The organism is Erwinia persicina (assembly GCF_019844095.1).
GTDB classification, from domain to species: domain Bacteria; phylum Pseudomonadota; class Gammaproteobacteria; order Enterobacterales; family Enterobacteriaceae; genus Erwinia; species Erwinia persicina.
This window is the reverse complement of record NZ_CP082141.1, coordinates 4,336,239-4,356,082: the sequence shown is the minus strand read 5'-3', so window position 1 is coordinate 4,356,082 and position 19,844 is coordinate 4,336,239. Positions and strand designations below refer to the sequence as shown.

Annotated in this window: 17 protein-coding genes and 1 riboswitch; of the genes, 12 read left to right on the top strand and 5 right to left on the bottom strand. The window is 54.9% G+C overall.

Going from position 1 to position 19,844, the window contains the following annotated elements; all coding sequences use genetic code 11:
• Positions 1-35 precede the first annotated feature (35 nt).
• From rpoC to uraH, 4 genes are all read left to right on the top strand, one after another.
• Positions 36-4,259, top strand: a complete 4,224-nt coding sequence (rpoC, locus tag K6L24_RS20085; protein WP_062749154.1) for a DNA-directed RNA polymerase subunit beta' — start codon at positions 36-38, stop codon at positions 4,257-4,259.
• Between the two features lie 81 nt (positions 4,260-4,340).
• Entirely contained in the window at positions 4,341-5,402 is a 1,062-nt protein-coding gene (locus K6L24_RS20080; RefSeq protein ID WP_187510505.1) for a DUF1176 domain-containing protein, read from the top strand.
• Positions 5,403-5,502: 100 nt separating this feature from the next.
• On the top strand, positions 5,503-6,564 hold the full coding sequence (locus tag K6L24_RS20075; RefSeq protein WP_137270102.1) for a DUF1176 domain-containing protein: 1,062 nt from the start codon (positions 5,503-5,505) through the stop codon (positions 6,562-6,564).
• A gap of 132 nt (positions 6,565-6,696) precedes the next feature.
• Positions 6,697-7,119, top strand: coding sequence for a hydroxyisourate hydrolase (gene uraH / locus K6L24_RS20070; RefSeq protein WP_062749148.1), 423 nt, complete (start codon positions 6,697-6,699; stop codon positions 7,117-7,119).
• 84 nt (positions 7,120-7,203) lie between these two features.
• Here uraH and K6L24_RS20065 read toward each other — a convergent pair whose 3' ends face one another.
• On the bottom strand, positions 7,204-7,392 hold the full coding sequence (locus tag K6L24_RS20065; RefSeq protein ID WP_062749146.1) for a DUF1127 domain-containing protein: 189 nt from the start codon (positions 7,390-7,392) through the stop codon (positions 7,204-7,206).
• Between the two features lie 176 nt (positions 7,393-7,568).
• On the opposite strand from K6L24_RS20065, the gene K6L24_RS20060 reads away from it, so the two are divergent.
• Positions 7,569-9,056, top strand: coding sequence for an aminotransferase-like domain-containing protein (locus K6L24_RS20060; protein ID WP_062749144.1), 1,488 nt, complete (start codon positions 7,569-7,571; stop codon positions 9,054-9,056).
• 163 nt (positions 9,057-9,219) lie between these two features.
• Here the strand turns inward: K6L24_RS20060 and thiE are convergent, their stop codons facing one another.
• From thiE to K6L24_RS20045, 3 genes are all read right to left on the bottom strand, one after another.
• Positions 9,220-9,864 carry a thiamine phosphate synthase gene (gene thiE / locus K6L24_RS20055; RefSeq protein WP_222681781.1) on the bottom strand — a complete coding sequence of 215 codons (645 nt, stop codon included), beginning with the start codon at positions 9,862-9,864 and terminating at the stop codon, positions 9,220-9,222.
• Positions 9,861-11,810, bottom strand: coding sequence for a phosphomethylpyrimidine synthase ThiC (thiC, locus tag K6L24_RS20050; protein ID WP_137270100.1), 1,950 nt, complete (start codon positions 11,808-11,810; stop codon positions 9,861-9,863). The genes thiE and thiC overlap by 4 nt, the downstream gene beginning before the upstream one ends.
• Positions 11,811-11,894: 84 nt before the next feature.
• A riboswitch (TPP riboswitch) is annotated at positions 11,895-11,995 on the bottom strand.
• A 190-nt stretch (positions 11,996-12,185) separates the two neighbouring features.
• Complete coding sequence (locus K6L24_RS20045) at positions 12,186-12,692, bottom strand: Rsd/AlgQ family anti-sigma factor (protein WP_062749138.1); 507 nt, start codon at positions 12,690-12,692, stop codon at positions 12,186-12,188.
• 75 nt (positions 12,693-12,767) lie between these two features.
• Between K6L24_RS20045 and nudC the strand changes: the two genes are divergently transcribed.
• From nudC to K6L24_RS20010, 7 genes are all read left to right on the top strand, one after another.
• Positions 12,768-13,541, top strand: a complete 774-nt coding sequence (gene nudC, locus K6L24_RS20040; protein ID WP_062749173.1) for an NAD(+) diphosphatase — start codon at positions 12,768-12,770, stop codon at positions 13,539-13,541.
• A 366-nt stretch (positions 13,542-13,907) separates the two neighbouring features.
• The gene (locus K6L24_RS20035; protein ID WP_084344229.1) at positions 13,908-14,630 is read left to right on the top strand and encodes a bactofilin family protein; all 723 of its coding nucleotides are present in this window, start codon (positions 13,908-13,910) and stop codon (positions 14,628-14,630) included.
• A 153-nt stretch (positions 14,631-14,783) separates the two neighbouring features.
• Positions 14,784-15,848: a uroporphyrinogen decarboxylase gene (gene hemE / locus K6L24_RS20030; RefSeq protein WP_062749134.1), complete on the top strand. Its 1,065-nt coding sequence runs from the start codon at positions 14,784-14,786 to the stop codon at positions 15,846-15,848.
• 20 nt (positions 15,849-15,868) lie between these two features.
• The gene (nfi, locus tag K6L24_RS20025; RefSeq protein ID WP_222681780.1) at positions 15,869-16,534 is read left to right on the top strand and encodes a deoxyribonuclease V; all 666 of its coding nucleotides are present in this window, start codon (positions 15,869-15,871) and stop codon (positions 16,532-16,534) included.
• A 62-nt stretch (positions 16,535-16,596) separates the two neighbouring features.
• On the top strand, positions 16,597-17,187 hold the full coding sequence (locus tag K6L24_RS20020; protein WP_118664981.1) for a YjaG family protein: 591 nt from the start codon (positions 16,597-16,599) through the stop codon (positions 17,185-17,187).
• 188 nt (positions 17,188-17,375) lie between these two features.
• Positions 17,376-17,648 (top strand): nucleoid-associated protein HU-alpha, encoded by a 273-nt coding sequence (gene hupA, locus K6L24_RS20015; RefSeq protein ID WP_002438605.1) that lies wholly within the window; start codon positions 17,376-17,378, stop codon positions 17,646-17,648.
• 164 nt (positions 17,649-17,812) lie between these two features.
• Positions 17,813-18,478: a DUF1481 domain-containing protein gene (locus K6L24_RS20010; protein WP_222681779.1), complete on the top strand. Its 666-nt coding sequence runs from the start codon at positions 17,813-17,815 to the stop codon at positions 18,476-18,478.
• A gap of 75 nt (positions 18,479-18,553) precedes the next feature.
• Here K6L24_RS20010 and purD read toward each other — a convergent pair whose 3' ends face one another.
• Positions 18,554-19,834, bottom strand: coding sequence for a phosphoribosylamine--glycine ligase (gene purD, locus K6L24_RS20005; RefSeq protein ID WP_222681778.1), 1,281 nt, complete (start codon positions 19,832-19,834; stop codon positions 18,554-18,556).
• Positions 19,835-19,844: the final 10 nt, after the last annotated feature.

Below are 19,844 nucleotides of genomic sequence, written 5' to 3'. Positions count from 1 at the left end.
TCTCTGAGAAGTCTCACTCCGACGGGAGCTAATCCGTGAAAGACTTACTTAAGTTTCTGAAAGCGCAAACTAAGACCGAAGAGTTTGATGCGATCAAGATCGCTCTGGCCTCGCCAGATATGATCCGTTCATGGTCTTTTGGTGAAGTTAAAAAGCCAGAAACCATCAACTACCGTACGTTCAAACCTGAACGTGACGGGCTTTTCTGCGCACGTATTTTCGGGCCAGTAAAAGACTATGAGTGCCTGTGCGGTAAGTACAAGCGCTTAAAACATCGCGGTGTGATCTGTGAGAAGTGTGGCGTTGAAGTTACACAGACCAAAGTTCGCCGTGAGCGTATGGGCCACATTGAGCTGGCTTCACCGACTGCGCACATCTGGTTCCTGAAATCGCTGCCTTCGCGCATCGGTTTACTGCTGGATATGCCACTGCGTGATATCGAACGTGTTCTTTACTTCGAATCTTACGTTGTTGTTGAAGGCGGCATGACCAACCTCGAAAAGCGCCAGATCCTGACTGAAGAGCAGTATCTTGACGCGCTGGAAGAGTTTGGTGACGAATTCGACGCTAAAATGGGCGCGGAAGCGATCCAGGCTCTGTTGAAAAACATGGACCTGGAACAAGAGTGTGAAACTCTGCGTGAAGAGTTGAACGAAACAAACTCCGAAACCAAGCGTAAAAAACTGACCAAGCGCATCAAGCTGCTGGAAGCGTTCGTTCAGTCTGGTAACAAACCAGAGTGGATGATCCTGACCGTGCTGCCTGTTCTGCCACCGGACCTGCGTCCGCTGGTGCCGCTGGACGGCGGTCGTTTCGCTACGTCAGATCTGAACGATCTGTATCGTCGCGTGATCAACCGTAACAACCGTCTGAAGCGCCTGCTGGATCTGGCTGCTCCTGATATCATCGTACGTAACGAAAAACGTATGCTGCAGGAAGCGGTCGATGCGCTGCTGGATAACGGCCGTCGCGGTCGTGCGATCACCGGTTCTAACAAACGTCCTCTGAAATCTTTGGCTGATATGATCAAAGGTAAGCAGGGTCGTTTCCGTCAGAACTTGCTGGGTAAACGTGTCGACTATTCTGGTCGTTCGGTTATCACCGTAGGTCCATACCTGCGTCTGCATCAGTGTGGTCTGCCGAAGAAAATGGCACTGGAGCTGTTCAAACCGTTTATCTACGGCAAGCTGGAGCTGCGTGGTCTTGCTACCACCATCAAAGCCGCCAAGAAAATGGTTGAGCGTGAAGAATCTGTCGTCTGGGATATCCTGGATGAAGTGATCCGCGAACACCCGGTCCTGCTAAACCGTGCACCAACACTGCACCGTCTGGGCATCCAGGCGTTTGAGCCAGTACTGATCGAAGGTAAAGCTATCCAGCTGCACCCGCTGGTCTGTGCGGCCTACAACGCCGACTTCGATGGTGACCAGATGGCCGTTCACGTACCGCTGACGCTGGAAGCCCAGCTGGAAGCGCGTGCGCTGATGATGTCGACCAACAACATCCTGTCACCAGCGAACGGCGAGCCAATCATCGTTCCTTCTCAGGACGTTGTACTGGGTCTGTACTACATGACCCGTGACTGTGTTAACGCCAAAGGCGAAGGCATGGTGCTGACTGGCCCGAAAGAAGCTGAACGCGTTTACCGCGCCGGCCATGCGTCTCTGCACGCTCGCGTTAAGGTGCGTATCACCGAACACGAGAAAAGTGAGCAGGGCGAGTGGGTTGCTAAGACCAGCATCATCGACACCACCATTGGTCGCGCCATCCTGTGGATGATCGTACCAAAAGGTCTGCCTTACTCCATCGTCAACCAGGCGTTGGGTAAGAAAGCGATCTCCAAGATGTTGAACACCTGTTACCGCATCCTGGGCCTGAAGCCGACCGTTATCTTTGCTGACCAGACCATGTACACCGGCTTTGCCTATGCGGCACGCTCTGGTGCGTCTGTCGGTATCGACGACATGGTGATCCCAGCGAAGAAAGTGGAAATCATCACCGAAGCGGAAGCGGAAGTGGCTGAGATCCAGCAGCAGTTCCAGTCTGGTCTGGTTACCGCTGGCGAACGCTATAACAAAGTGATCGATATCTGGGCTGCGGCCAACGAACGCGTTGCTAAAGCGATGATGGAAAACCTCTCTACCGAACTCGTGATCAACCGCGATGGTGTGGAAGAGCGTCAGGTTTCCTTCAACAGCATCTTTATGATGGCCGACTCCGGTGCGCGTGGTTCTGCAGCGCAGATTCGTCAGCTGGCCGGTATGCGTGGTCTGATGGCGAAACCCGATGGTTCCATCATCGAAACGCCAATTACTGCGAACTTCCGTGAAGGTCTGAACGTACTCCAGTACTTCATCTCCACGCACGGTGCGCGTAAAGGCCTTGCGGATACCGCACTGAAAACAGCTAACTCCGGTTACCTGACCCGTCGTCTGGTTGACGTCGCGCAGGATCTGGTGGTGACTGAAGATGACTGTGGTACGCACGAAGGCATCATGATGACTCCGGTCATCGAAGGTGGCGACGTGAAAGAGCCACTGCGTGAGCGCGTATTGGGTCGTGTGACCGCAGAAGACGTTATCAAGCCGGGTACCGCTGATATCCTTCTGCCACGTAACACCCTGCTGCACGAACAGCAGTGTGACCTGTTAGAAGAACACTCTGTTGACAGCCTGAAAGTCCGTTCCGTCGTAAGCTGCGAAACTGACTTCGGTGTGTGTGCTCACTGCTACGGTCGCGACCTGGCACGTGGTCACATCATCAACAAAGGTGAGGCCATCGGCGTTATCGCGGCACAGTCCATCGGTGAGCCGGGTACACAGCTGACGATGCGTACGTTCCACATCGGTGGTGCGGCATCTCGTGCGGCTGCTGAATCCAGCATTCAGGTCAAGAACAAAGGTACGTTGAAACTGATCAACGCCAAGTCGGTAACCAACTCCGCTGGCAAACTGGTGATCACTTCACGTAACGTTGAACTGAAAATGATCGACGAATTTGGTCGTACCAAAGAGAGCTATAAAGTTCCTTACGGTTCTACCATGGCGAAAGGTGACGGCGAGCAGGTTGCAGCGGGCGAGACCGTAGCAAACTGGGATCCACACACCATGCCAGTCATCACCGAAGTGAGCGGTTTCATTCGCTTCACTGACATGATTGACGGCCAGACCATTACCCGCCAGACGGATGACCTGACCGGTCTGTCCTCACTGGTTATCCTCGACAGTGCAGAACGTACTGCGGGTGGTAAAGATCTGCGTCCAGCGCTGAAAATCGTTGATGCGAACGGTAACGACGTAATGATCCCTGGCTCTGATATGCCAGCTCAGTACTTCCTGCCGGGCAAAGCGATTGTGCAGCTGGAAGATGGCATCAAGATCAGTTCGGGTGATACCCTGGCGCGTGTTCCTCAGGAATCAGGCGGTACCAAGGACATCACCGGTGGTCTGCCACGCGTTGCTGACCTGTTCGAAGCCCGTCGTCCGAAAGAGCCGGCAATCCTGGCTGAGATCAGCGGCATCATTTCCTTCGGTAAAGAAACCAAAGGGAAGCGTCGCCTGGTGATCACTCCGATTGACGGTAGCGATCATTACGAAGAGATGATCCCGAAATGGCGTCAGCTGAACGTGTTCGAAGGTGAACGCGTAGAGCGCGGTGACGTGGTTTCCGATGGCCCTGAGTCTCCACATGACATTCTGCGTCTGCGTGGCGTGCATGCGGTGACCCGTTACATCACTAACGAAGTGCAGGAAGTTTACCGTCTGCAAGGCGTTAAGATTAACGATAAGCACATCGAAGTCATCGTTCGTCAGATGCTGCGTAAAGCAACCATCTCCAGCGCAGGAAGCACTGACTTCCTCGACGGTGAGCAGGTTGAGTTCTCACGCGTTAAGATCGCTAACCGCGAACTGGAAGCTAACGGCAAGATCTCTGCAACATTTGCACGCGATCTGCTGGGTATCACCAAAGCTTCCCTGGCAACCGAGTCGTTCATCTCTGCGGCTTCGTTCCAGGAAACCACGCGCGTGCTGACCGAAGCTGCCGTTGCGGGCAAACGCGACGAACTGCGCGGTCTGAAAGAGAACGTTATCGTTGGCCGTCTGATCCCAGCCGGTACCGGTTACGCGTATCATCAGGATCGTATGCGTCGTAAAGCTGCGGGCGAAGCGCCAGTCGTGCCAGTTGTCACTGCCGATGAAGCCTCTGCCAGCCTGGCTGAACTGCTTAATGCAGGAAACCTGGGCGGTAATGACGATTAATCGTCAACCACCTGTGGCATAATAAAAAACCTCGCTTCGGCGGGGTTTTTTTTCGACTCAACAAAATCACATGGAATAAAAATGCCAAATAATAAGGTTGTGATAGCGCTGGTACTGCTGGGTTTGAGCGCGAGAGTACAGGCAGAAGAGTGGGTGAACGCTCCGGTACAAAAAGTCTTTAAAAGCTGGCAGGTGACCTGCAACAACCTCAATGACTGTGATGTACGCAATACCGACGAGGCGCTGCGTATTACTCTTAAACGCAAGGCCGGGCCAGATGCGCAACCTTCGCTCAGTTTCCAGCAGTGGGGCGATCTGATACCACAGGGTATCTGGCTGGATGGCAAACCCTGGCATTCCGCTATTGAGATTGCGCCCTCAAAAATCAGTGGTGATGACAGCGCGGGTGGAAGCGATAAACTGGCCGATATCCAGCAGTGGGTGCAGGCGAGTAAAAATGCGTTGACCATCGCCCTTGCCCCCGGTTCTGAAGCCGCCTCACTCAGCGGGCTGAATGCGGCGCTGCTGCTGGTGGATGAACGTCAGGGGCGTCTGGGAAATCAGACAGCGCTGCTGAAAGTGGGCAACAACGAGCCGTCGATGGTGCCTGCCCGTCCGGCCCCCGAGGTGATGAACTTCCCGGTGCCAAAGGTGGTACCCCTCAAAAACCAGGCTGCACTGATCGACGCGGCCATTGCTGCTAACCATAAACTGCTCGCCAGTGAGAGCTGTGAGCCCGATACGGCTGCGCGTGAACGAAGTGAGGCGCTGCCGCTGAATGATAAACAGGCGCTGGTGTTGGTCAACTGTGGGCTGGGAGCTTATCAGTCAGCCAGCCTGTTGTTTGTCAGTTCACGCGATAACCCTGCTGAAGTGACGCCGTTGATGCTGCCCTTACCCGATAAAGATGACCAGGGTAAACCGCTCGTCATGAGCTGGTTTACGGAAGCCAGCTACGATCCGCAAAGCGGTGAACTCTCCTGGGCCGGCCGCGGACGCGGTATTGCCGACTGCGGGGACAGTGGTGGCTGGAAATATGACGGGAAAGTCTTCCATCTGACACGCTATAACAGCCAGCCGGAGTGCAACGGTGGTGAACCGGGCGACTGGCCATCCCTCTGGGTGACGGCCGGAGCAAAGTAACCCTGTAGTCGGGGGGCGATGGCTTCACCCTGCTGATCCGCCGCCTGGGCAGCGTTAAAGCGTGCTCAGGCATTTTTTCCGATGAGTTCAGAGAATAATAATGAATAATAACAAGTTAGTGTTGGCGTTTATGCTGATGGGTTTAAGTACGGGCGTTCAGGCAGACGAGTGGGTTAACGCGCCGGTACAGAAGGTCTTTAAAAACTGGCAGGTCACCTGTAATAACGTGAATGACTGCGATGTCCGTAACACGGACAAGACGCTGCGTATCATCCTCAAACGTCAGGCAGGGGCGGAGGCACAGCCTTCGCTCAGTTTTCAGCAGTGGGCTGCGTTGAAAGCAGACGGGATCTGGCTGGATGGTCAGGCCTGGTCTTCAGATATCCAGATTGCCACACCGCAGAGCAGTGATGAGCACGTTGTGGGCAGTAGCGATAAGCTGGCAGTGATTCAGGCGTGGGTGACGCAGGCCAAAAATGCGGAGACGATAGCCTTTTCAGCCGGGCCTGAAAGCGCTTCTCTTGAGGGGCTGACCGCCGCACTACTGCTGGTGGATGAGCGACAGGGGCGTCTGGATAATCAGACGGCCTTGCTGAAAGTGGGCGATAAACCCTCTTCAGCGGTTCTGCCCCGGCCCGCACCTGTGGCACTGAACTTCCCGGTGCCTGCCGTGGTGCCTTTGACCGATCCTGCCGCACTGGTGGACGGAGCCATTGCTGCCAATGGCAAGCTGCTGAAGCAACTGCAGTGCCCTCAGGATGAGGATACCCGCGCACGCAGCTATGCCGAACCGCTGAATAACACCCAGGCACTGGTGATGGTCAACTGCGGACCGGGAGACTTCAAAACATTAAACGTCGTGTTCATCAGTGAACGTGATAACCCGAAAGACACCCGGCGACTGACGCTGCCCCTGCCGCTGAACGGCACGGATGGCAAGCCGATGCAGGAAACGATGTTTGCCCAGGGCGGGTATGATTCAGCTGTCGGCCATCTCTATTTCTCCGATCGGGGTAATGAGGCTGCCGAGTGCGGTAATAACGGCGGCTGGATCTATGACGGCAAGACATTCCACCTGGCACGTTTTAAAAACCAGCCTGGCTGCAATGGCGGTCAACCGGCTGACTGGCCCTCTGTCTGGGTAACAGAAGGTAAAGAGTAAGGGGAAAACGGGGAGGGTATCCGCTTTTCCCGCCCCTGTCCCTCTGGGAAATTTCATATTTTCCGCAGTAAAATCGTGGTTAAACAGGACAGCTGTTATCTTCATGCCGACATTAATCCTAAGGAGTCCGACATGAAGATTGTTAAAGCCCTGCTAATGACCAGCCTGGTCAGTGCTTCTCTGCCTGTACTGGCTGCCGGTGATGAAGGGATGAAGAATCCGCTGAGCGTGCATGTGCTGAACCTGCAGACCGGCGTGCCGACCTCCGGCGTGACGGTTGAACTCGAACAGCAGCAAAAGCAGGGATGGGTAAAACTGGCTTCCGGCGTGACGGACAAAAACGGACGTATCCCGGCGCTCTATCCGGCAGGGAAAACGATGGCGGCGGGTGACTACAAAGTGGTCTTCAAAACCGGTGATTATTACAAACAGCAAAAGCAGCCGACTTTCTTCCCGGAAATCCCGGTGATCTTCCATGTGGAAAACAGCGACAGCCATTACCATATTCCCCTGCTGCTGAGTCAGTACGGCTACTCTACCTACCGCGGTAACTGATCGTCCGTCACAGCATAAAAAAAGGGCAACGCAGTGGAACGTCCGCGTTGCCCTCGGGTGCATCCTTCGACCCAGGCCACATCACTATAAGTTACGCACGTCCTCGCAGGTCAGTCCGATATCCTTCAGCTGCGCGACACTCAACTGCGACAGGATCCGGCGCGTGCAGGCGCGTATACGCCTTGCCTGCCAGCGATGATAAGGCAGGAGAAAAACCGTTTTAATCAGCGACCAACTCAAGGGCTTCGCTGCTCTGTTCTCTTCAAACTCCATCACTGACTCCTCATCACCGTGTGTATGCCGACTATTCTGTCGCTAACCGTGCTGATGATACAGATGCAAAAAACACCTTTTATTGACATACAGATTGCGCGATAGTGTGACTGAATGGTGATAATTACCGCAATCTGTACTGCTTTAATGAAAAGTAACCGGGAGGACGGGATACAATGACGCGTTATCAACGGCTGGCAGAGTTACTGGCACAGCGAATTGAACAGGGGCTGTATCAGGCTGGCGAGCGGCTTCCGTCCGTGCGAACGCTCAGCGGCGAACACGGCGTCAGCATCAGTACCGTCCAGCAGGCGTATTATCTGCTGGAGGAGAAACAGCTGATTACCCCGCAGCCGCGCTCCGGTTATTTTGTTACCCCCCGTAAAGCTGCGCCCCCGCTGCCGCCGATCACCCGTCCGGTTCAGCGTCCGGTAGAGATCACCCAGTGGGATGCGGTGATGGACCTGCTCAACGCCCGGCTGGATAAAGATATGCTGCAGCTGGGCAGCGGTATGCCCTGTATCGACGCCCCTACGCTCAAGCCACTGTGGAAAATTATCAGCCGCCTGGGCCAGCAGCAGGATCCGCGCCTGCTGAGTTATGACAATCTTTATGGCGTGCCGGAGCTGCGCGAACAGGTCGCACGCCTGATGATTGACAGCGGCTGTCAGCTGACGGCAGATGATATTGTGATCACCACGGGCTGCCATGAAGCCCTGTCCGTGTCGATCCGAGCAATCTGTCAGCCAGGCGATATTATTGCCGTCGAGTCCCCGGCTTTTCATGGCACCATGCAAACGCTGCGCGGATTTGGCATCCGCGCAATCGAAATCCCGACGGATTCGGTCACCGGCATCAGTCTGGAAGCGCTGGAACTGGCGTTTGAGCAGTGGCCAATCAACGCGGTGGTAGTGGTACCCAACTGTAACAATCCGCTGGGATTCGTGATGCCGGCACAGCGTAAGCAGGCCTTACTGACGCTGGCGCAGCGCTTTGATGCCGCCATTATTGAAGACGATGTTTATGGCGAACTGGCATTTGAGTATCCGCGCCCGATAACCATCAAGTCGCTGGATATGGATGGTCGCGTGCTGCTGTGCAGTTCCTTTTCTAAAACGCTGGCGCCGGGCCTGCGCGTGGGCTGGGTGGCACCAGGGCGTTATTTTGACCGCGTGTTGCATATGAAATACATCAGCACCGGCTCCACGGTCACGCAGACGCAGATGGCCGTGGCCGCGTTTATCCGTCAGGGCTATTACCAGCCCCATCTGCGGCGAATGCGCAGTGACTATCAGCGCAACTTTGAGGTCTTCACGCGGCGGGTTCGCCATCACTTCCCTTGTGGCATCTGCCTGACGCGGCCACAGGGAGGATTTCTGCTCTGGGTTGAACTGCCGGAGCCCTTTGATGCGCTGCGGCTCAATCAGGATCTGCGGGCATCCCATATTCAGATTGCCGTCGGCTCCCTGTTCTCCGCATCAGGCAAATACCGCAACTGCCTGCGCCTCAGCTATGCCCAGCCGTTTACCGATAAAACCGATCGCGCTCTGGAAATTCTGGGCGAGGCCGTTGAACGTGCCATGCTCTGCTGTCCAGCGGTGGCGGAGCCCTCCGCCCGTGGAGAGGCGGGAGAAGGCAGGGTCAGCGAGAAGGAAGGGTACTGACCCTGGCGGCTGACCGGATTGTCACCCGCGCTGTCACTATAGCGGGTCAGGCGACAGTGAAAAGTGGCCATCACTCAGCCTGCGTAGCGTCTTCCACCTTGTTTAACGGCGTTACCGGCGGCGACATTTTTTTGCGGCCATGCGTCCGGATCAAGGAAAAACGTCAACGCCGGGGGGCAGTCTGTGGTTCCGCCAGCTCGAGCAACTGGTGAGTGGCAGCCCGCCAGTCACTGGCCTGGGTAATAGCACTTACCACGGCAATACTGCCTACGCCCGTGGCAAGTACCTGTGGTGCGCGATCGAGACTGATACCACCGATCGCCACGGTGGAGATCCCCTGCAACCGCGCCAGATGGCGGGTCAATTCTGCCAGACCCTGTGGCGCAGACGGCATGACTTTTGTCCGGGTGGGAAACACATGCCCCAAAGCAATATAAGAAGGCTGTTCAGCCAGTGCTCTCTCCAGTTCGGCGTCGTCATGCGTTGACAGCCCGAGCCGCAGCCCGGCTGCGTGAATCGCATCCAGGTCAGCAATATCCAGATCCTCCTGACCGAGATGGAGACCGTAAGCCTGATGTTTTATCGCCAGCCGCCAGTAATCATTGATAAACAGGCGCGCCTGATAGCGCTTGCCAAGAGCAATGGCATCAATAATCTGCTGCTCGACTTCATGTTCTACGCGGTCTTTAATGCGCAGTTGCAATGTACGCACGCCAGCATCCAGCAGGCGCGCAATCCATTCCACCGAGTCCACGACAGGGTAAAGGCCTAACTGTGCTGCGGTAGGGGGGAAAGCGCCACGACTCATATTTTTTCCTCTGGTTTCAGGGCGTCGGCAGGATGATAAAGTTCGCCGCCACGTTGACGAAATGCTCCAGACATCTGTGCCATGCCGACCGCGATCGGATGCGCTTCGGCCTCCTGGCGGGCAGCATATTCACGCACTTCCTGGGTGATCTTCATTGAGCAAAATTTAGGGCCACACATTGAGCAAAAATGGGCCACTTTCCCTGACTCCTGCGGCAGGGTTTCATCGTGATAGGCACGGGCGGTATGCGGATCGAGGGCCAGATTAAACTGATCTTCCCAGCGAAATTCAAAGCGAGCTTTTGACATCGCATTATCACGGATCTGCGCCCCGGGGTGGCCTTTGGCAAGGTCGGCTGCATGGGCAGCGATCTTATAGGTGATTAGCCCCTGCTTCACATCCTCTTTATTCGGCAGGCCGAGATGCTCTTTCGGCGTCACGTAGCATAGCATCGCGCAGCCAAACCAGCCGATCATCGCGGCACCGATGCCGGAGGTAAAATGGTCGTAACCCGGAGCAATATCTGTGGTCAGAGGGCCCAGGGTGTAAAACGGGGCTTCATGACAGTGTTCGAGCTGTTCTGTCATATTGACGCGGATCATCTGCATCGGGATGTGGCCGGGTCCTTCAATCATTACCTGAACATCATATTCCCAGGCGATTTTGGTCAGCTCGCCCAGCGTGCGCAGTTCGGCAAACTGCGCTTCATCGTTAGCATCCTGGATGGAGCCCGGACGCAGTCCGTCCCCCAGTGACAGTGAGATATCATAGGCCGCGCAGATTTCACAGATATCGCGGAAATGCTGATAGAGGAAGCTCTCCTGGTGGTGTGACAGGCACCATTTTGCCATGATGGATCCACCGCGCGAGACGATGCCGGTCAGGCGTTTTGCCGTCATGGGCACGTAGCGCAGCAGGACGCCAGCATGGATAGTGAAATAATCTACGCCCTGTTCAGCCTGTTCAAGCAGGGTATCGCGGAAGATAGCCCAGCTCAGATCCTCCGCCACGCCGTTCACCTTTTCCAGCGCCTGGTAAATGGGCACCGTGCCAATGGGAACCGGGCTGTTGCGCAGGATCCACTCGCGGGTTTCATGAATATAGCGGCCGGTAGACAGATCCATGACCGTATCGGCCCCCCAGCGAACCGACCACACCAGTTTTTCCACTTCCTCCTCAATAGAAGAGCTGACCGCAGAGTTACCGATATTGGCGTTTACCTTCACCAGAAAGTTTCGGCCAATAATCATCGGCTCTGATTCCGGGTGATTAATATTGGCCGGGATAATGGCACGTCCGCTGGCAACCTCCTGACGGACAAACTCGGGGGTAATGTTGTCGGGCAGATGCGCGCCGAAGCTGTGCCCGGGATGCTGTTGCAGCAGCACTTCACTGCGGATCCGCTCGCGGCCCATATTTTCACGCAGGGCGATATACTCCATTTCCGGCGTCACTATGCCCTGGCGGGCATAGTGCATCTGAGTCACACAGCGACCCGGTAGTGCACGGCGTGGACGTGGCAGATGCTCAAAGCGGAGATGATCCAGTCCTTCGTCGGCCAGGCGTTGCTGCGTAAATGTCGAACTGACCTCACTGACCTGCCCGGTATCATTGCGCTGAAGGATCCAGTTGCTGCGTAATTTTTGCAGTCCGGCATGAACATTAATGGTGGCGTCCGGATCGCCGTAAGGGCCCGCCGTATCGTATACCGGCACCGGCTCATTCTCCTCCAGCAACGGCCGATCCTGACTGCCGCCCACGGTGGTTGGGCTGAGTTGTATTTCACGCATTGGTACACGGATATCCGGCTGTGACCCGCTGAGGTAGATCCGTTTTGAATGCGGGAAAGCGGTACCGCGCAGGGAATCAATAAACTGTTGCGCTTCCGCCCGCTGCTCGCGACGACGGCTTTTTTTTTCAACGACAGGTTTTTCATGAGTAGACATAGCAATTTCCTGATAAAAGGGAAGTTTGCTTGCCTGGAGGCGGGAGTAATAAGAACGTTGTGAGAAAACTCATTTCACAGCGTTTTAGATTTTACTCTTGTTCCCTTCGCAGGTTCTAACCTGATCAGGTTCCGCGGATCCCGAATTAACGGTCTCAGCCCCTAAGGGCACTCCGACAAGAAGAATAGTGTCTTTTAAGCGGCTTTTATAGCCAGCCAGCCTGGATGCTCACGCACCAGACGTAAGCGCGCCGACCGGGCGACGCTTAAACCACAAAATGGGCACTGAAAGGGCTAAGCAGACTTCACCCTGACAGCCCATTCAGCATAAAGGGGCTTTTTGGAAACGACAAGAAGTTTAAATGACCGCTGCAGGTCAGGCCGGGCGCGCGAGCGTACAGGCGTTAGCCGCTTCCTGATTTTCCGCGTTTTTTTCCAGCGCCAGCTTGATGAATTTATCTTCCAATGTAAAACGTGCCTCCAGCGCTTCACCGACAACCGACAGAGCATGCTGGAATTCCCGATAGTTATCGTGATCGATAGCGCTTTCCAGATGAGAATCATAAACCTGCATAATCAGGTCGGTATTGGCTTTTAATGAAGGGTAAATAAGCGACGCTTTAGCCAACTGCTCTGTGCCTTCCAACTCTTTGATAAATCGTTCGTAGACAGTGAAGTGGCCCGTTGAAAGGTAATCCACCAGATTCTGGCAGAACATATCCAGCGCGTTTTCATCGAGCGTCGTCAGCGTATCCTTGTTAGGCTTGATACCAGCCATGTGATAATAGGCAATCAGCAACTGCTTGCGTGAGCGCAGACAAAAGTCTACCAGTTCACTGCACCCGCCAACGCGCGCGGTGAGGACTTCCAACTGGTTAAGCATGTTCTACTCCGTGAGTGTTATATTTTAACGTCTGACCTCAATCCAGTCTTTAAGCTGAGGATGATGAGCAAAATGATGGAACAGGAAATTTTAAGCGTAGACGCTGGCTGGTGGATTGTCAGCATGGAACATAAAATTTGGTTACCAAAAGGCGAACTTCCACGAGGGAGCGCAGATTCACTCGGCCTGAAAGGATCCCTGGGATCCCCGATTGGGGAGTGGCAGGGCGAGACGGTATGGTTGATCCGGGATACCCGTCCCCAGGAAATGGGATCGCTGCGGCAGTTGCTCGATCAGGATAGCGGCCTGTTCCAGCTGGTTGGTCGTGGCATCCAGCTGGCTGAATTTTACCGCTCTCACCGCTGGTGTGGTTACTGCGGCCATGAAATGCACCACAGTAAAACAGAATGGGCCTGCCTGTGCAGCCACTGCCGCCAGCGTTACTACCCACAAATCGCTCCCTGCATTATCGTGGCTATCCGGCGTGGCGAAGAAATACTGCTGGCGCAGCATACCCGGCACCGGAACGGCGTATTCACCGTGCTGGCCGGTTTTGTGGAAGTCGGGGAAACCCTTGAGCAGACGGTAGCGCGTGAAGTGATGGAAGAGAGTGGGATCACGGTAAAAAATCTGCGCTATGTTTCATCACAGCCCTGGCCCTTTCCACAGTCATTAATGATGGCTTTCATGGCTGATTATGACGCTGGCGAGATCAATATCGATCCGAAAGAGCTGTTATCCGCTGGCTGGTATCGTTTTGATGCTCTGCCACTGCTACCGCCTGCCGGAACCGTTGCGCGCAGGTTGATTGAGGACACCGTTGTTTTATGTCGCGCAGAGGCGGAATAATCACGCTGGGAATATGTCTTTTAGGAATTGTTTTTATTTGCGATATAATCTCCTGGCAATATCAGCCTCCTGCCAGGAGCCCCTGGATTAATTTAAGTAGAGAAGATTAACTGACTTTATCTCGCGGGGAATTTCAAATATCATTCTGTGATGAAAACGGTTGATAGCCTGTGCTATTCAAATGGTTATATTAAGTCAGGCTTAAGTAACTACTATTTCGACTGTAGTGTCATGTGAGTTTTTTCTTATTTATCTGGATGTGTATTTGTTTTGCAGGAAATGCTGAACAACGCCGTCTTGCATTTAATTATTAAGGGCCATAATTGAAACATGTCATAGTGTTTCCGTAGGTGGCGAATTACGCTAATGTCTGAAACAAAAAAACAAGGTTGCCTGTGGGGCATCTGGCTCTGCTGGGGGGTGAGCATTAGTGCCTTTCTGCTTTCGACAAGGACGGTCTTATTGCTCTCTTTGGCTGGCATGGCGTGCTTTAGCCTGCTGCTAATAATTTCGAGTCTACATACAAAAAGGATGTTTACAAACGTGTTTAATTTCAACAGGAAAGAAGAAGACCGAGCCAATGAAAAATTGCCTTCACCCGTCAAAGTAGAACCCAGTACCCTGTTCCCTTCTTCTTTAAACGACGATAACAGTACGAAAGAAACCGTTATTTCTATCGGGACGGTATTACGCGGCGAAGTGACCAATGAAAACAATATTACCATCAACGGCGTTGTCGAAGGTGACCTGACCAGCCAGAAAAGCACACAAATAGGGAAAGAGGGGAAAGTTATCGGCAAGATAAAATCCCTTAAACTGGTGGTTAACGGACTGCTTAAGGGAAGCTGTTATGCCAGAACGGTGATTATTATGTCGCGTGGCCGGATTGAAGGTGAAGTGTATGCGAACGAGTTTTCCATTGAGAAGGGTGGGGTGTTCATTGGAAACTCTCATCAGATTGAGGAGCCGCAGGCGCTGCCAGATAAAAAAGATAAAAAACTGCTGGCGGCTAACAGCGACCGCACTCCTGTTCTTACCGCAGTCGATCAAAAAGCCGCTAAAATCCCCCCTGTCAGTGAGAAAAAATAAGCCATACCCTCTTTCTGTTTTCCCCGCCCCTGATTCTGCCTGTTCCCGCTCAGCCGGGTTGCTCGCGCCGACCGCTCAATTTTTTGAGCGGTCGATCATCGTCAATTCCAATAAATGTTACACTGGCAGTCTGTATGGTGAGAGAGTCTCGTGATGAATGAACTGAAGAACGATCGATATCTGCGTGCGCTGCTGCGTCAGCCCGTTGATGTTACCCCGGTATGGATGATGCGTCAGGCCGGGCGTTATCTGCCGGAATACAAGGCCACCCGTGCGGTCGCCGGCGACTTTATGTCGCTGTGCAAAAATGCCGAGCTGGCCTGTGAAGTCACGCTGCAGCCCCTGCGGCGCTATGCGCTGGATGCGGCGATCCTGTTCTCCGATATTCTGACCATTCCCGACGCAATGGGCCTTGGACTGTATTTCGAAACCGGTGAAGGCCCACGTTTTTCCTCGCCGGTTACCTGTCGTGCTGATGTCGAAAAGCTGCCCATCCCGGATCCGGAGCAGGAACTGGGTTACGTGATGAACGCCGTGCGCACCATCCGTAAAAATCTTAATGGCGACGTGCCGCTGATCGGCTTCTCCGGCAGTCCATGGACGCTGGCGACCTATATGGTGGAAGGCGGCAGCAGCAAAGCGTTTACTAAACTGAAAAAGATGATGTATGCCGACCCGCAGACGCTGCATCTGATGCTGGACAAGCTGGCTGACAGCGTGACGCTGTACCTCAATGCACAGATCCGGGCGGGCGCGCAGTCGGTCATGATATTTGACACCTGGGGTGGCGTGCTGACCGGGCGTGATTATCTGGAGTTCTCCCTGCACTACATGCACAAAATCGTCGATGGGCTGCTGCATGAAAATGAGGGACGTCGTGTGCCGGTTACGCTGTTCACGAAAGGCGGCGGACAGTGGCTGGAGGCGATGGCTGCCACCGGTTGTGACGCCCTGGGCCTTGACTGGACGACCGATATGGCTGACGCCCGTCGTCGCGTAGGCCATAAGGTGGCGCTGCAGGGGAATATGGATCCGTCGATGCTCTATGCTTCTCCAGCGCGAATTGAGCAGGAAGTCGCAGGTATCCTGGAAAGCTTTGGTCAGGGCGAGGGGCATGTCTTTAACCTCGGCCACGGTATTCATCAGGATGTTCCACCAGAAAACGCGGGTGTGTTTGTGGAGGCAGTACACAAGCTCTCGCGTCCTTACCACCAGTAATAATCCGCAAGGGGGAAAAAATGGATATTGCAGCTTTACGTAATGAGCAGCGCCAGCGCGCGGCAGAAATCCTCTGCCAGGATGACTTTGATGTGATGCCCCCCAGATTTATTGGCGGGGCCGATGTCGGGTTTGAACAGGGCGGTGAAGTGACCCGTGCCGCACTGGTGATCCTTGAGTATCCCTCCCTGCAGATGGTGGAGTATCAGGTGGCCCGTATCGCCACCACGATGCCCTATATCCCCGGCTTTCTGTCATTCCGTGAGACACCCGCACTGCAGGCTGCGTGGCAGCAGCTGGAGCATCATCCTGACCTGCTGCTGGTCGATGGCCACGGCGTGGCGCATCCGCGTCGTCTTGGCGTGGCCAGTCATTTCGGCCTGTTGGTGGACGTACCGACGATTGGTGTGGCGAAAAAACGGCTCTGTGGCAAGTTTGAACCGCCAGGAGCTGAACCTGGCAGCTGTGAAGCACTGAGGGATAAAGAGGAACTGCTGGGCTGGGTGCTGCGCAGCAAGGTACGCTGTAATCCGCTGTTTATCTCACCGGGGCACCGGGTCAGTCACGCCACCGCCCTGGAATGGGTACAGCGCTGCCTCAAGGGTTATCGTCTGCCCGAGCCTACACGCTGGGCTGATGCAGTTGCCTCACGCCGCGCCGCTTTTACCGGGTTGCCGTCGGGTTAACCGTGCCGCTCAGTGGCTTTTCAGGTACACTGCGGCAAGCGCATTAATACTGAGATCCCGATATGTTACGTAACCCGATTCATCTGCGGCTGGAAAAGCTGGAAAGCTGGCAGCACGTTACTTTTATGGCCTGCCTGTGCGAACGCATGGCGCCTAACTACCGCGAGTTTTGCCAGCAGACAGGATTTGGTGACGGCCAGCTTTACCGCCGTATCCTTGATCTGCTGTGGGAAACGCTGGTGGTGAAAGACGCGAAAGTGAATTTTGACAGCCAGCTTGAAAAACTGGAAGAAGCTATTCCTTCTGCAGACGACTACGATTTGTACGGCGTATACCCGGCGATCGATGCGTGCGTCGCGCTGAGCGAACTGCTGCACTCTCGCCTTAGCGGCGAAACACTGACCCATGCGATTGCCGTGAGCGAAACCTCCATTACCACGGTGGCGATGCTGGAAATGACCCAGGCCGGTCGCGAAATGACCGAAGAAGAGTTAAAAGTGAATCCCGCCGTTGAAGAGGAGTGGGACATCCAGTGGGAGATATTTCGCCTGCTTGCAGCCTGTGAAGACCGGGACCTCGAGCTGATAAAAGGACTGCGATCTGACCTGCGTGAATCCGGTATTAGTAATATCGGTATAAATTTTCAGCAGTAAGGCGACAAAACGTGACTTCAGGCCTGATTTGTAGCGCCTTTGGGCTTCACATTCGCCCCCAGTCTGGTCTACATTTGGGGGGCTGAAAAATGTGGCTATCGGTGCGTGTATGCAGGAGAGTGCCAGAAACTGGTTTTTCCCTCGCACTCGATGCTTAGCAAGCGATAAATACACTGTAAGGATAACTTATGAACAAGACTCAACTGATTGATGTAATTGCGGACAAAGCGGACCTGTCAAAGACCCAGGCTAAAGCTGCTCTGGAATCCACCCTGGCTGCGATTACTGAGTCTCTGAAAGAAGGTGATGCTGTACAACTGGTTGGTTTTGGTACCTTTAAAGTTAACCACCGTGCTGAGCGTACTGGCCGCAACCCGCAGACTGGCAAAGAAATCAAAATTGCTGCTGCAAACGTACCGGCATTTGTTTCTGGTAAAGCACTGAAAGACGCTGTTAAGTAATCGTCTGACGGTGAAGAGTTTAAACAGGGGGGCGTTCTGCCCCTTTTGTTTAAACCGCCTGCTGCAGAGGTTATGTTGCTCTCCTCCCGAATCATTTTACCTTACGTCGTTTTCCCCCTTAACGGTTTCTCGCGCTTCCTGCGGGTTGTGATACTCTTTTCTGCATGAAACTGACCTCCTTCGCCCGAACGCTCTCTCTTGCCACCCTGATTCTACTGGCAGGCTGCAGTTCGCATTCTGATTTACCCGACTTTACCGCAAGCGGCTATCTGGCCGATCGCGGCGTGGTGCGTATCTGGCGCAAAAATCACCAGCAGCAGGTCGCGCATCTGATGACGGTCTACACCCCGTTTAACGGCGCGGCGACGGAAACAACCGACTATCTCTGGCAGCAGGATCAACTGCTCTCGGTTGAGCGGCATGTCGCGGGTGATAAACCTGATGATGTTACGCTGCGCTTCGACCAGAGCGGTGGACTGAGTTTTATGCAGCGCCAGCTGTCTGGCCGGCGTGAGGCACTGACGGAGGACGAGGTGGCTCTCTACCGCTTTGACGGGCAGCGGATGCTGAAAATCAGTGATGACCTGCTGTCGGGAAGTGTGTTGCTCAGGCAGGGCAGGTGGCAGCAGGATGGCAGCGTCAGCACTTGTCAGGGCAAAAAGGTGCAGCCGGCGCTTGAAAGCGTTGAGTTGAGCCAGATTGCGCGTCAGCAGCGGGAGGCGGCAGGCCCGGTCAGTGTTGCCTGGCTGGAGGCACCGGGGGGAACTCAGCTGCTGCTGGTGACCGCCAGCGATCTCTGCAAGACGGAGCCGAAAGAACAGGATTTTTAATCTAAAAAAAGGGCGATCGACGATCGCCCCTGAGGCTGTTCTGCGCCGGGCGGATTAACGCGCCGCCCGGGGAGACTATTTGCGATCTATGGCGCGATAACCGATATCGCTACGGCAGAAGCTGCCCTTCCATGAGATTGGTCTGGCCAGTTCATAGGCACGTTTTTGCGCAGCGGCAACATCGTCACCCAGCGCCGTGACGCAGAGTACGCGCCCTCCGTTAGTGACCACCAGGTCGCCCTGCAGCGTGGTTCCGGCATGGAACACCTTGCCGTCCGCCACTTCTTCCAGCGGCAGTCCGTGGATTTGCTCGCCGTTGACGTAATCCCCCGGGTAGCCGCCTGCGGCCAGAACCACACCCAGCGACGGACGTGGGTCCCAGACAGAATCCTTTTCGTCCAGCCTGCCGTCAACGGCGGCCAGGCAGAGCTCGACCAGATCCGACTGCAGACGCAGCATGATCGGCTGGGTTTCAGGATCGCCAAAGCGGCAGTTGAATTCGATCACTTTGGGCTGACCACTTTTGTCGATCATCAGACCCGCATACAGGAACCCGGTGTAGACATTGCCTTCACCGGCCATACCGCGCACGGTCGGCCAGATCACTTCATCCATCACACGCTGGTGGATCGCATCGGTGACCACCGGAGCCGGGGAGTAAGCCCCCATCCCGCCGGTATTCGGGCCGGTATCACCATCGCCGACGCGTTTGTGGTCCTGGCTGGTGGCCATCGGCAGCACGTTCTCACCGTCGACCATCACGATGAAGCTGGCTTCTTCACCGTCGAGGAAATCTTCCACCACGATACGGTGTCCCGCATCGCCAAAGGCGTTACCTGCCAGCATATCCTGGATGGCGTCTTCGGCTTCCTGCAGCGTCATGGCCACAATGACCCCTTTACCTGCCGCCAGCCCATCGGCCTTAATGACGATCGGGGCACCTCTTTCACGCACATACGCCAGAGCCGGTTCAACCTCGGTAAAGTTCTGGTATTCGCCGGTAGGAATTTTATGCCGCGCCAGGAAGTCTTTGGTGAAGGCTTTTGAACCTTCCAGCTGCGCAGCCGCCTGAGTCGGGCCAAAGATCTTCAGGCCCGCTGCGCGGAAAGCATCCACCACGCCGATGACCAGCGGGGCTTCCGGGCCGACGATGGTCAGATCGATTTTCTCATCGCGGGCGAAGGCCAGCAGGGCAGGGATATCCGTTGGGCCGATGGCCACATTCTGCAGTGCAGGCTCCAGGGCCGTACCGGCGTTACCCGGTGCAACAAAGACGGTCTCAGCCAGCGGGGACTGCGCGGCCTTCCAGGCCAGCGCGTGTTCACGGCCGCCATTACCAATCACTAAAATTTTCATCAGAGGCTCC

What these genes read in the sequence shown, in the direction of transcription:
- K6L24_RS20010 (WP_222681779.1), top strand. Translation starts at nt 17,813, where the DNA reads ATGAAACTGACCTCCTTCGCCCGAACGCTCTCTCTTGCCACCCTGATT.
- K6L24_RS20060 (WP_062749144.1), top strand. Translation starts at nt 7,569, where the DNA reads ATGACGCGTTATCAACGGCTGGCAGAGTTACTGGCACAGCGAATTGAA.
- nfi (WP_222681780.1), top strand. Translation starts at nt 15,869, where the DNA reads ATGGATATTGCAGCTTTACGTAATGAGCAGCGCCAGCGCGCGGCAGAA.
- thiC (WP_137270100.1), bottom strand. Translation starts at nt 11,810, where the DNA reads ATGTCTACTCATGAAAAACCTGTCGTTGAAAAAAAAAGCCGTCGTCGC.
- purD (WP_222681778.1), bottom strand. Translation starts at nt 19,834, where the DNA reads ATGAAAATTTTAGTGATTGGTAATGGCGGCCGTGAACACGCGCTGGCC.
- K6L24_RS20065 (WP_062749146.1), bottom strand. Translation starts at nt 7,392, where the DNA reads ATGGAGTTTGAAGAGAACAGAGCAGCGAAGCCCTTGAGTTGGTCGCTG.
- K6L24_RS20075 (WP_137270102.1), top strand. Translation starts at nt 5,503, where the DNA reads ATGAATAATAACAAGTTAGTGTTGGCGTTTATGCTGATGGGTTTAAGT.
- nudC (WP_062749173.1), top strand. Translation starts at nt 12,768, where the DNA reads ATGGAACAGGAAATTTTAAGCGTAGACGCTGGCTGGTGGATTGTCAGC.
- hemE (WP_062749134.1), top strand. Translation starts at nt 14,784, where the DNA reads ATGAATGAACTGAAGAACGATCGATATCTGCGTGCGCTGCTGCGTCAG.
- K6L24_RS20080 (WP_187510505.1), top strand. Translation starts at nt 4,341, where the DNA reads ATGCCAAATAATAAGGTTGTGATAGCGCTGGTACTGCTGGGTTTGAGC.
- hupA (WP_002438605.1), top strand. Translation starts at nt 17,376, where the DNA reads ATGAACAAGACTCAACTGATTGATGTAATTGCGGACAAAGCGGACCTG.
- uraH (WP_062749148.1), top strand. Translation starts at nt 6,697, where the DNA reads ATGAAGATTGTTAAAGCCCTGCTAATGACCAGCCTGGTCAGTGCTTCT.
- K6L24_RS20035 (WP_084344229.1), top strand. Translation starts at nt 13,908, where the DNA reads ATGTCTGAAACAAAAAAACAAGGTTGCCTGTGGGGCATCTGGCTCTGC.
- thiE (WP_222681781.1), bottom strand. Translation starts at nt 9,864, where the DNA reads ATGAGTCGTGGCGCTTTCCCCCCTACCGCAGCACAGTTAGGCCTTTAC.
- K6L24_RS20045 (WP_062749138.1), bottom strand. Translation starts at nt 12,692, where the DNA reads ATGCTTAACCAGTTGGAAGTCCTCACCGCGCGCGTTGGCGGGTGCAGT.
- K6L24_RS20020 (WP_118664981.1), top strand. Translation starts at nt 16,597, where the DNA reads ATGTTACGTAACCCGATTCATCTGCGGCTGGAAAAGCTGGAAAGCTGG.